This is a genomic window from Anaerocolumna sp. MB42-C2, from assembly GCF_030913705.1.
In the GTDB taxonomy this organism is placed as follows: Bacteria; Bacillota; Clostridia; order Lachnospirales; family Lachnospiraceae; genus Anaerocolumna.
Genome location: NZ_CP133190.1, coordinates 5,257,632 through 5,269,428, shown reverse-complemented (window position 1 = coordinate 5,269,428; position 11,797 = coordinate 5,257,632). Strand labels below are relative to the sequence as shown.

Annotated in this window: 8 protein-coding genes; all 8 read right to left on the bottom strand. The window is 38.6% G+C overall.

What is annotated here, in order from left to right; all coding sequences use genetic code 11:
- Positions 1–2 precede the first annotated feature (2 nt).
- The 8 genes from RBU59_RS23265 to RBU59_RS23230 all read right to left on the bottom strand — a co-directional run bounded on the left by RBU59_RS23265 (position 3) and on the right by RBU59_RS23230 (position 11,550).
- Positions 3–1,679, bottom strand: coding sequence for a sensor histidine kinase (locus RBU59_RS23265; protein ID WP_308144858.1), 1,677 nt, complete (start codon positions 1,677–1,679; stop codon positions 3–5).
- Between the two features lies 1 nt (position 1,680).
- Positions 1,681–3,402 carry a sensor histidine kinase gene (locus RBU59_RS23260; RefSeq protein WP_308144857.1) on the bottom strand — a complete coding sequence of 574 codons (1,722 nt, stop codon included), beginning with the start codon at positions 3,400–3,402 and terminating at the stop codon, positions 1,681–1,683.
- A gap of 105 nt (positions 3,403–3,507) precedes the next feature.
- Complete coding sequence (locus RBU59_RS23255; protein WP_308144856.1) at positions 3,508–4,611, bottom strand: sugar ABC transporter substrate-binding protein; 1,104 nt, start codon at positions 4,609–4,611, stop codon at positions 3,508–3,510.
- A gap of 296 nt (positions 4,612–4,907) precedes the next feature.
- Positions 4,908–6,584 (bottom strand): ribulokinase, encoded by a 1,677-nt coding sequence (locus RBU59_RS23250; RefSeq protein ID WP_308144855.1) that lies wholly within the window; start codon positions 6,582–6,584, stop codon positions 4,908–4,910.
- Positions 6,585–6,729: 145 nt separating this feature from the next.
- Positions 6,730–7,506 (bottom strand): SDR family oxidoreductase, encoded by a 777-nt coding sequence (locus tag RBU59_RS23245; RefSeq protein ID WP_308144854.1) that lies wholly within the window; start codon positions 7,504–7,506, stop codon positions 6,730–6,732.
- 162 nt (positions 7,507–7,668) lie between these two features.
- On the bottom strand, positions 7,669–8,616 hold the full coding sequence (locus tag RBU59_RS23240; RefSeq protein WP_308144853.1) for an ABC transporter permease: 948 nt from the start codon (positions 8,614–8,616) through the stop codon (positions 7,669–7,671).
- Positions 8,617–8,744: 128 nt separating this feature from the next.
- The gene (locus RBU59_RS23235) at positions 8,745–10,238 is read right to left on the bottom strand and encodes a sugar ABC transporter ATP-binding protein (RefSeq protein ID WP_308144852.1); all 1,494 of its coding nucleotides are present in this window, start codon (positions 10,236–10,238) and stop codon (positions 8,745–8,747) included.
- A 223-nt stretch (positions 10,239–10,461) separates the two neighbouring features.
- The gene (locus RBU59_RS23230) at positions 10,462–11,550 is read right to left on the bottom strand and encodes a sugar ABC transporter substrate-binding protein (RefSeq protein ID WP_308144851.1); all 1,089 of its coding nucleotides are present in this window, start codon (positions 11,548–11,550) and stop codon (positions 10,462–10,464) included.
- Positions 11,551–11,797 lie beyond the last annotated feature (247 nt).

The window sequence follows — 11,797 nt, the reverse complement described above, 5'->3', positions numbered from 1 at the left end:
GATTACTCCTTAATCGGGATACACAGACTCACTGTAGTACCTTCGTTTATTTGGGATTTAATATTTATACCATAAGGTTCGCCAAAGTATATCTTTATCCTCTGATTCACATTTCTCATACCGATACTATCCCCAATTCCCAGAATAGTGCTGTTCATCTTTTTCCTTATTTTTTCACAAACATCATTTTCCATACCTTTGCCGTTATCCTCGATCTCAAAAACAATGGTATCTGCTTCCTTTTTTCCGGTAATGCGAATAATACCGCCTCTCTCCATTCCTTCAAAACCGTGAACGATACAATTTTCAATAATAGGCTGAAGAACAAGCTTAACCGTTTTATAATGTTTAATTCTAGGATCTATGTCCCACTCCTCGATAAACTGATCCTTATGCATGATTTTTTGAAGGCACACATAACTTTTCACATTTTCAATCTCAGTATTGATGGTAACGAATGCACCTTTTTCTGATACACTGGTCTTAAAAAACTCCCCGAGAGCTGATACCATTTCGCCAATTTCCTCATAGTTTTTCATTTGTGCCATCCAGAATACATTGTCCAGTAAATTATATAAGAAATGGGGATTGATTCTCTGCTGCAAAGCCACTAATTCAAGCTCCTTTATTCTTGTTCTGAGTTCCGTTTCATTAATCTTTGTGATATAAGTCTCTTCCAACACTTCATTTAACCGATTAAGCATGGAGGTAAATACGTCATTTAAAATCTCATGCTCGTCCTTGGATTCCGTATTAATTCCTTCCTCTTTCAAAACAAACACATCTTCTTCATTAATCTGCTCTATTCGGCCAAGCAGCCGATTCAAAGGGATCTTAATACTTTCATTTACCAAATAAATGACGGCACCGGACGTTATCAGTACCAGCAAAAAGAGTAGAATTGTTGTAATCAGCCCATGCAGATCATATTTCTTACCGGTAAAAGTATTTACTACATAAAGCCCGGTATCCGAAATCGGTGCTATTACCTCATATACCAAATCTGATTTTCCAAACTGTGAACCTACAACGATTTTGCCTTTTCTGTCAGTAATTGCTATCTTTTGTTTGGATGATCCTACGGCATTGTTTAATATCGATTCAATCTCCGTGGGATTAATCATCACAACATATCTTGCTTTAAGCCCGCTTGTATAATCGATTTCAACATCTTCAGTACGGCACAATACATTTTTTCTGTCATAATTAAGATAATACCATTCCAGTCCTTCTTTTAACCGGCTTCTGATTTTATCCATATCAATCGGATTTTTTTTATATAAGAATGACGTGCCATCCTCGAAAAAAATGGAGGTATAGTCTATCTCACCTTGGGTAGACATAATACTTGCTATGGTATTCTCGATCCGGTCGGTTACCCCCTCCGTCTGATATTTCGGTGACGTTGTATACAAATACAAGTCAGTTAAGATATCATTATTCTCCTTCAGGTATTTAAATTTCAGCTCCAACTGTTCAAACATGTCATTAACCCTGATATTTGATTCATAAGCAAAGTTTTCATAATTGCTTTTCAGATTGCCGTTAGAATACAGGAATTCCACTATCGCACTGATAATTATCATGACAGAAATCGGAACAACACAAAGAATAAGAAAGGCATAAGCCAGGCGCCTGCGTATAGAAATTTTCCTTAAGACTTTAACAAATCGATCCATATCACTTTTTACCTTCGCTTCCGTTGTCTTTATATACCGGCATTGCTACTCTGATCTGTCTGCTCTTTTTATCAAGAACAACACCGAAAGCATCTCCGTAATAAAGTGTCAGCCTTTCATCCACACTGTTGATGCCTCTTTGGTCCAGGTCAGTATTATCTGATAAACTTAAGAAATATTCCACCGCCTCTCCGGTCATAACCACTCTGATTGTATCAGCCTCTGCTGTAATGGATATATTTATATTAATCTGGCTTTCGATGTCATCCAAATTGGTAGAAATAACATCTTCAACAATCGGATGTATAGCCAGTTTAATGATTTTCGTATACCGCAGGGACAAAGATACGTCCCAGCTATTAAGAATTCGGTTACCAAAGCGCTTATTTTGTAAAAATATATAATTATTAACACTATCAACCTCATTTTCAATCGTGACATACTCCCTTCCTTTTACAATGATTACTCTTAAATAATTACCAAGTGCATTGACAATTTCACTGATTTCCTCGTCCCCTTCCAACTGGCAGTTCCAATAGATGGATTCCAGTGTATTATATAGAAAATGAGGGTTTATCTGCTGCTGGAGTGCAGAAAGCTCAGCTTCTTTTCTCAGTTCCCTTAATTTTGTTTCCTGTAATTTTATGGTATACTGCCGTTTAATGGCTTCCACAAGATTACCGCTCATTTTATTAAAGCCCTCTATAACGGTATGATATTCATCATCCCCATCATCTTCAACGAATTTCTCTACTTTTGTTTTTTGCATTTCTTCCATTAAACGGTTAATGGGGCCGGTTATACTCTTAGCAAATAATATAGCAAAAACCAGAGCCAATACAGCAAGCAAAACTGCAGTAAATAACGTAATTGCAAACTGGGTAAAAGCTGACTTTAGCAGTGTTTGCAGAGCTATGTGGTTCACTACGGTCAGATTTGTATTGGAAATAGACTTGGAAATGGATATGGAGAGCATTTTATCTCCGTTAAAAGTTGACCCTACCTGTTCTTCATTGGAGGCACTGATAATAATATTGTTCTCATCAATAATCATTACTTCGTTTAAAAGATTCGTGACATTTTCATAACAAACCTTGTTGAAATACGACAAATCCAAAGCTGCAACAATATTTCCCACGCAGATATCATCACTGCTGAATATCCCTCTCGTTAAAATAACGTAACTGTTACGGTCGCTGGGAACTTCCTTGGAACTTACCGTCATAAGCACCCGCCTTGCCTCTTCGGACAATAACTTACTGGTAGCAAAATTACCGTTTGTCACCGGTGATGGGTAATAGAAATAAGAATTGTTAATAGATATCATCTCACAGGCATTGATCGCACCGCTTGCCCCAAAAGTACTGCCGAGAACCAACCTAATATGATTTTCAATATCACTTTTTTTGTTCCAGTCCACATGTTTGTATATCATAAGATCATTAATAATCTCAGGATTTGTTGCAACCTCTTCCAATAAATTCATATGAGAAAACATATAATAAGATATATTATTGGCAATCTGAGCGGAAGACTCTTTCAGGAATGCCTTTGCATCAGACTCATTATTAGAAAAAGAATACACAGCATTGTAACCGCCAATTAAAAGTATGGGGAAAACAAACACGCATATAAAACACCAGATCAGGCGCCTGTATATACTATACTTGTAGAGTTTATTCAGACTTAATTCTTTTATCTTTGCTAGATATCCGTTAATCATTCTACTCCTATTGCAGACAGCTTGCTGCCGGCTGTACTGCCTCATTCCCGAGAAACTATTTATGATTTCTATTTTTCTCATTATTTTATTCTTTATTTTGTTCTATTATTTACTGTATTGAAAACCCCATAATTTTTCCGCAATGTATGCCCAATGCTTCTTATCATTGCTGTTATCCGCATTAATGATATACGGTGGAATCGTTACTTTAGCCTGATTATCTGTAATACTGATATCACAGACCTGCCAATAAGTGTCTTTACTGTAATATTTGCCCTCCGGAATCGGCTTACCGGCCAATACATAATTTGCCAGCAGATCTACCGTTATATTGCCGTAAGCTATCACATCCTGCGCAACTGCACAATCGGCATAGCCTTTATTAATGAGATCCACAAAATAGGGTTCTGCATCAATTGTTACAAGAATAATATGCCCCTCCTCCCAAAAGGGGACAAAGTGGTTGGATTCTTCCAGTGCTTCCACCAGCCCTCTTCCCGGATGCTCACTGGAAGCATGAACCGCATCTATCTGAACTCCTGCTTTAAAAGCTTTTAACAGTTCTTCCTTAACGAGTTCCGGTCTTCCCTCCGTTGCTCTTGGCAGGTAGGTTATACCGGGATACTGATCAATTACGGACTCAAAGCCCTCTTTGCGCAGCCGCCAGGCATTACTGCTTAATTCACCATACGCATTAAAAACAGTTCCTTTGGCCTCTCCGTACTTTTTGATCAGTTGTTCAACAATGGACCTTGCAGCCATTTGTCCGGCTTTAAAATTATCAAAGCTGACATCAATCGCCAATTTTCCTCCAACCGCATTGGTATCTATGGTACACATGGGTATGCCGGCATCGTTACCCCTGTGTATCACTTCTTCTATGGATATACTGTCAATTGCAGTAGTAATAATCGCATTCGGGGACTGTTTAATAAAATTTATAATCTGTTGGTTTTGTCTCAAGGGATCATAATCGGCAACAGAGCTTTCAAAAACCCAGCCTCTTTCTTCAACCGCTTTCTTAACCGCTTCATTCATAATAGTATAAAAATAGGAATTAAGACTCTTATGGGCAAATGCTATTACAATAGGTTTTTCACTGACAGCAGTATCCTTGTGAAGAACCTTACTGCCGGTATTCAGCCCGGTACAGGATGAAATAAAGGTTAAACATAATAGTACACATATCAGTATCTTACTGCGCTGCATTTTATCCCCTTCCACTAACGGCTTTCTATTTTACGTACGCACTCTCCAACTGCAGTAATAGCCTTGAACCCATATAATACCATACTTACACCTGGTTCGAGGGGAGAATTACCTTTGAAATTATAGTATGTCCATTATATCATATCTTTTGTAAATCATAAACATTTACAGGTATTACTTTTAAAATTGGGATGCCCAATCTGAATGGAGCATCCCAAAGGAGTATTAAACTTCTAAGTATATCTACTTTAACTTTTTATCTCTTAAACAGCCCCTATATGAGACGTTATCTTTCCTCACATTACTCTCATAACATCACTTTTAATCAGTTTAAGCCGTTTCATTACATCATTTTCACCTTTGCCGAAATAATCATGCAAAATCTTATATTCCTGAAATAACCTGTCATATCTTTTTACACGATCGGCATCCGGTGTGTAAACCTTATCCTGCAGTCTGGACATATGTTGGGATGCTGCCTCTATGGTATCATACCCACCTCTTTTTGCACCGGCTGCCACAGCTCCAAACAATGCAGCTCCAAGTGCAGGTGCCTGTTTTGAGGAGGAGATACGGATCTCCTTATTGGTCACATCCGCATAAATCTGCATCATCATCTCATTTTTCTGTGCGATTCCTCCGGCAGCATATAGCTCATCAATAGGTACGCTGCCTTCTTCAAAAGCTTCTATAATAATTCTTGTACCAAAAGCGGTTGCTTCAATCAATGCACGGTAAATTTCTTCCGGTTTGGTATGCAAGGTTGCTCCTAACAGCATTCCGCTTAAATCCGCATCTGTTAAAATGCTGCGGTTTCCGTTCCACCAGTCTAATGCAATAAGTCCGCTTTCTCCGGGAATCTGGTCTTTTACCTTTTCCACAAGAAGCTCATGTATACCAATGCCTCTATCTGCAGCTTCTTTCTCGTAATCACCCGGCACACAGTTTTTAACAAACCAGTCAAAGTGGTCACCGACACAGGCCTGACCCGCTTCATAAGCGTAATAACCGGGAACCACGCCATCTTCTACTACACCACCGACTCCTGGAATAAAATGCTCTTCCTTACTCATCATAATATGACAGGTACTGGTACCCATTATCATGAGCATTTTACCGGGTTCCGTAATTCTAACGGCAGGTAAGGCAACATGGGCATCGATATTGGCTACTGCCACAGGTGTTCCTTCTAAAAGACCGGTTAATTCCGCTCCATTTTTATCTAGATACCCTGCACAGTCTGTTGTTGCATAGATCTCCTTACTTAATTTTTCCTCCACGAAGTTTGCCATTCTGGGATCCAGTGCTCTAAAGAAATCCTGATCGGGATATCCGTCTTTCTTAGACCATACCGCTTTATATCCCGCCTGGCATAAGCTGCGCTTTTCTGCTCCGGTCAGCATCCATACAATCCAGTCTCCTGCTTCTATGAAACGGTCCATAACCTGATAGATTTCTTCATCTTCCTTAAGTATTTGCATTGCTTTTGGTACCACCCACTCGGAAGACATTCTGTCACCATACCTGCCCATAAATTTTTCTTTTCTTTCATTGGCAACTTCATTAAACCGGTCAGCCTGTCCTTGGGCAGCATGATGTTTCCATAGTTTGACATAGGCATGGGGCCTGTTTTTATATTCGTCCAAAAAGCATAACGGTGTTCCGTTTTTGTCCACCGGAAGTACGGTGCAGGAAGTAAAATCAACACCGATTCCGATTACCTGCTCTTTGGTGACATTACCCATCTTAAGAACTTCAGGTACTGCTGTTCTTAACACATTCAGATAATCCTCCGGATGTTGTAATGCCGTCTCGGGAGCCAGACGTTTTGCAGCCCCCGGTAAATATTCGTCTATGACTCCGTGCTTATATTCTGATACGGAAAAGCAAATTTCTTCTCCGTTTTCAACATCCACCAATACAACCCGCCCGGATAAGGTACCATAATCGATACCGATAGTATATTTTTTCATCAAGATCCTCCTTTATAATATCTGTATCTTAAGGTATTGCGAAACAAGATCAGCCCTAACGGCCACTGAAGCTATGAAATACGTATTAATTGTGCGGTATATTCGAGAAAGTAAATAGTTTCGCAATAGCAAATACGTATCATTTTTAGAAACAGGTAAAAGCTCCGTCAATAATAAAGTCAGATCCGGTTGTAAAGTCGCTGGTGTCACCTGCCAAATAAACTGCGATTGCCTGAAGTTCATCCGGGCGGCCCATTCTGCCAAGAGGTGCCATATCGTTCCATTTTTCAATTAAAGGTCTTAGATTAGGGGAGTTGAGCGTAAGCTCTGTTCCGATGTATCCGGGACTGATGCTGTTGACTCTGACTCCTCGTTTAGCAAATTCTATTGCCATGGATTTAGTCAACTGTATAACACCTGCTTTTGAAGCATTGTAGGAACATTGAGGCTGAGGTACATTAACAATATGACCTGACATGGACGCAGTATTAATAATAGATCCTTTGCCTTGCTTTAACATTACTTTAGCCGCAGCCTGTGATGTTAAAAATACACCGGTCAAGTTGATATCTATTACCTTTTTAAATTGCTCAAGAGTCATCTCATCCGCAGGAATATTCATACAGATACCGGCATTACAGAATGCTACATCCAATTTGCCATACTCCTTCATTATAACCTCTATCATGTGATCCACATCGGCCTGGTTCGTTACATCTGTTTTAATTGCAATTGTTTTTACTCCTGTTGAACGTGCAATCTCTTTTGCTGTTTTAACCGCTTCATCAATGTCTACATCGACAATTGCCACATGACTTCCTGCTTCTGCAATCGCTGTTGCAATTGCTTTGCCGATTCCTCTTGCTCCGCCTGTTACAAATGCTACTTTACCATCTAAACGCATTCTTTCCATTATTCCCATAAGTTTGTTCTCCTTTTACTTTTCGTTTTATAATTACCTAATTGTTATAGCATAACATTTTGTTACATAATTTCCCATGTGTATTCTTATAATTTGATCTATTATAATATAATACCTCGAGTCTCAAACGCAAATTCTATATTATGTCCTTTAAATATCTTATCAGGTAAGTGCCCGTTTCTTCTGTAAACTGTCAAATCCTACGGCCAATACAAGGACGATACCTTTTACGATCATCTGCATATAAGTACTTACGTTCAGAAGAACCATACCATTGGTTAAGATACCGATAATTAAAACGCCGGCAACTACATTAGACATCTTGCCAAAACCACCGGATATGGAGACGCCTCCTAACACAACACAGGTAATGACATCAAATTCATATCCCATACCTGCGGTAGGCTGTGCAGAATTTGTACGGGATAACATTACAATACCGGCTAAACCGGCAAATAAACCGGATAATGCATAAACCAAATATTTCGTATGACCTACCCGGATACCGGAAAGCTTAGAAGCTTCTTCATTGCCGCCGACTGCGTAAAAATAACGGCCGAAATAGCTTTTGTTTAAAATAAATGATCCAATCGCAAAACAAACAATCATGATAATGACAGGTACCGGTACCGGCCCAATATAACCCTGTCCTATTACTTTAAATCTTTCGTCAAATCCATAAACCGGTGTTCCCCCGCAGATGAGGTAAGATGCACCCTCAAATACGATCTGGGTAGCAAACGTTGCAATAATTGCGGGTATTCCGATGGATGAGATAAGAAAACCGTTTAGTACACCGACTAATGCTGACATGATCAGTGCCAGGATAACGGCAGTTACCATTCCAAAACCCATCTTTACCATTAAGTAGGCGGCTACGATATTAACCAGTGTAATGATGGAACCGATGGAAAGATCAATTCCGGCAATTAATATAACAAATGTCATACCGATGGAAGCAATCCCTAACATGGATACCTGGCGAGCGATGGTAAATAAATTACTTGATGAAATAAATCTATGGTTGGAAAGTGAAAATGCAATAAACAGGATAAAAAATACGATCCAGATTGCCTTTTCCTTCACTATATTAAGAATTGTGCTTTTCATATTTACACCCTTGCATACCGCAAGCAGGCTTGCGATACTGCCACAATATAATGTGAAACGAGTTTCACAGGTTGAAAGAAGCCTATCGTGGCATCCTTTCTGTATTCAAATTTTCTTTCAACCTCAATCTACTTAACGGCAGATGCCATTTTCATTATCGTTTGCTGATCAAATTCTTCTTTGCTTAATTCACCGGTAACTCGTCCTTCCGCCAAAACTATGATTCGATCCGACATTCCCATTAATTCTTCCATTTCTGATGAAATTAATAATATGGTTTTTCCATTTGCTATTACTTCGTTCATCAGCTTATAGATTTCAGATTTGGCACCTACGTCAATTCCTCGAGTTGGTTCATCAAAAATAATTAATTCCGAGTTTGCGGCAAGCCATTTTCCGATAATCACTTTCTGCTGATTGCCACCACTTAAATTTTTAACTAATTGATTTAGTGTTGGTGTTTTAATTAATAATTCGTGTTCATATTTTTTAGCATTATCTAACTCAGCTTTATGATTAATTACCGACATTTTGGATATTTTCTTGTATATTGGCATATTTATATTGTTTTTTATGGATACACCTAATAAAGCGCCATGACGTTTACGGTCTTCCGGTACAAGAGCGATGCCAAGGTCAATTGCCTCCCTGGGAGACTTTGGATTGATTTCTTTTCCTTTAAATATAATCTTTCCCTCCGTCTTTTTCACTGCACCGAAAATCATTTGTACAAGCTCTGTACGGCCGGCACCTACTAAACCTCCCAGCCCAAGAATTTCACCTTTTCTTATCTGTAAATTAATATTCTTATCTCCGTTACCGCTTACATTTTGTAAATCCAGAATAACTTCTTCTTTTCTTTTGTCTGTCTCCCTCGGAGGATAGGTCTCATTCAGATCACGTCCTACCATGAGATGAATCAATTCATCAACATGAGAATCTTTTGTTATCAGTGTTTTTATATATTCACCATCACGTAATACTACAATCCGGTCAGACAGCCTGTATATTTCTTCCAGTCTATGGGATATGTAGATTATGGATACACCCTTTGATTTTAATAATTCACATACCTTAAACATACTTTCTACTTCAGCATTGGTAAGCGGTGCAGAAGGTTCATCCATAATCAACACTTTCGCGTCCTGTAAAATAGCTTTGGCAATCTCAACCATCTGCTGGTAACCTACAGTAAGATCACCAATCAAAGTCTTTGGATTGATTTTAATATTTAATTGTGCAAATGCTTTCTCAGCCTCTTTCTCCATCGCCTTTTTATCAACAATGATGCCTTTGCGGATGGGATTACCCAGGAACAGATTTTCAGCAGCGGAAAGTCCTTTTACATTATTAAATTCCTGATATATAATCGCTATTCCGTTTTCTGCAGCAAGCTGGGGTGACATATGGGTAAATTCTTTACCCTCAATAATTATTTTACCGGAGGTTGGGATAACGGCACCTGAACAAGTTTTGATCAACGTGGATTTTCCGGCGCCATTTTCCCCAATCAATGCAAGAATCTCACCTTTTTTTACCTGTAAGGAGACATCTTTTAGCGCAACTACACCGGGATATTCTTTTCTGATATTTTGCAATTCTAAAATATATTCATTATTCATTATTTACACCACGCATTCTTATTTAATTGAATGGGGATGCCGCCGGGATATAAACCATATTAACCTCCATCTGCCGCTTTAGCAGCATACAAATACTGAGCGAAAAGCACCCTCCGTGCTTTTTGCCGGTTGAAAAATGATTTTCTTTTCAACTTACCTTCTCCGTTAATATGTGCTTTATTCCTTAAGCCTCCCCATTCGCAATCAGTCCTGCTGCTTAAAATTATTTATAATCTGCTAAGAAATCTGCTGCATTAGAGCTATCGATAACTGTAAGTGGTCTTACCAAGTTCTGCTCATCAAATTTTTCACCGTTCAGCAATTTTTCATATAAATCAACTACTGCTGCTGCCGTTTTCTTATTAGATCCTTCAAATCCTACGGAGGCTCTTGTTGCTTCTCCTTTAACGATTGCTTCTAACTGTTGTTCCGTTGCATCTGCAGAGAAAATACCCATATCTTCCGGAATTTTTCCTTCTGTTTTGGTCATAAATGCTTCATTTGCTCCGATATCTCCGCCTGCACCGATGGAGCAGACAATTTTTGTATCAGGGCTTGCCTGAAGAATAGTTTCCATGTTGGTTAATGCTGTCTGAGCATCAAGTGCCGGCTGTTGTGCAACAATCTTGTACTTTCCTTTTGCGATTTCTTCCAAAGCATTTAAGATACCTGTTTCTCTTTCAAGAAGAATTGGTGTCTGAGGATAATTCATGATTGCTACTTCTGCCACTTTATCCGTTGAATAATGGTCATTAATAAAGTTTGCTGCCTCTTGGCCAATTGCATACCCTAATTTGGTGTTATCCAGTATCCAGTTAAGATCCGTATTTGTCATTGCATCATCCCAGCTCATAACTTTAATTCCTGCATCTCTTGCCTGTTTTAAATAATCTTCGATGGCATTCGGATCGGATGGATGAACCATAATAAGATCAACTTTGTTTGTTATAAAGTTTTCAATTTGCTGAATCTGTGTAGCTGAATTATCGTTACATGCAAGGATTGTATATTCCCATCCTTTTTCTTTTAAGAGTTTTTCCACTTCACCGAAAACCCCTGCCCAATAACTGTTTTCAAGTGATTGGATGGTAATGCCGACTTTAAAATTAGTTGCTTTGCCGGTATCCTCTGTTTTACCGGTATCCTCTGTTTTACCGGTCTCCTCTGTTTTTGTTTCTGCCGGTGTTTCAGTTGACGCCTTGTTTTCTGTTACGGTCTTATTTGTTGCCGTATCAGTTTTTGTGCTGCAGCCTGCCAATCCTGCTACTAACATTGCCCCAATTAGTAATACACTGATGATTTTCTTTTTCATTTACTTTCCTCCTATTATATAGTTTTTTTATGATAAACAGCTTTAAGCTGTCTATTTCATAGTCAGTTGGTAATTTCTCATCCTGCTGTCAGTCGCTTATGTATTGTCTACAGTTAATAGATTACAGGAATTTCATACATATTAATATCCCAATAGATTTCTAAGTATCTTAGTATCTTATGGTTTTATCCTAATCATAAGATTTAAGTATAAATGGGGAAGCTCTCAAAACTTTAGTATAAAAAAA

Coding starts and splice junctions, on each gene's coding strand:
- RBU59_RS23265 (WP_308144858.1), bottom strand. CDS start 1,679: ATGGATCGATTTGTTAAAGTCTTAAGGAAAATTTCTATACGCAGGCGC.
- RBU59_RS23260 (WP_308144857.1), bottom strand. CDS start 3,402: ATGATTAACGGATATCTAGCAAAGATAAAAGAATTAAGTCTGAATAAA.
- RBU59_RS23255 (WP_308144856.1), bottom strand. CDS start 4,611: ATGCAGCGCAGTAAGATACTGATATGTGTACTATTATGTTTAACCTTT.
- RBU59_RS23250 (WP_308144855.1), bottom strand. CDS start 6,584: ATGAAAAAATATACTATCGGTATCGATTATGGTACCTTATCCGGGCGG.
- RBU59_RS23245 (WP_308144854.1), bottom strand. CDS start 7,506: ATGGGAATAATGGAAAGAATGCGTTTAGATGGTAAAGTAGCATTTGTA.
- RBU59_RS23240 (WP_308144853.1), bottom strand. CDS start 8,616: ATGAAAAGCACAATTCTTAATATAGTGAAGGAAAAGGCAATCTGGATC.
- RBU59_RS23235 (WP_308144852.1), bottom strand. CDS start 10,238: ATGAATAATGAATATATTTTAGAATTGCAAAATATCAGAAAAGAATAT.
- RBU59_RS23230 (WP_308144851.1), bottom strand. CDS start 11,550: ATGAAAAAGAAAATCATCAGTGTATTACTAATTGGGGCAATGTTAGTA.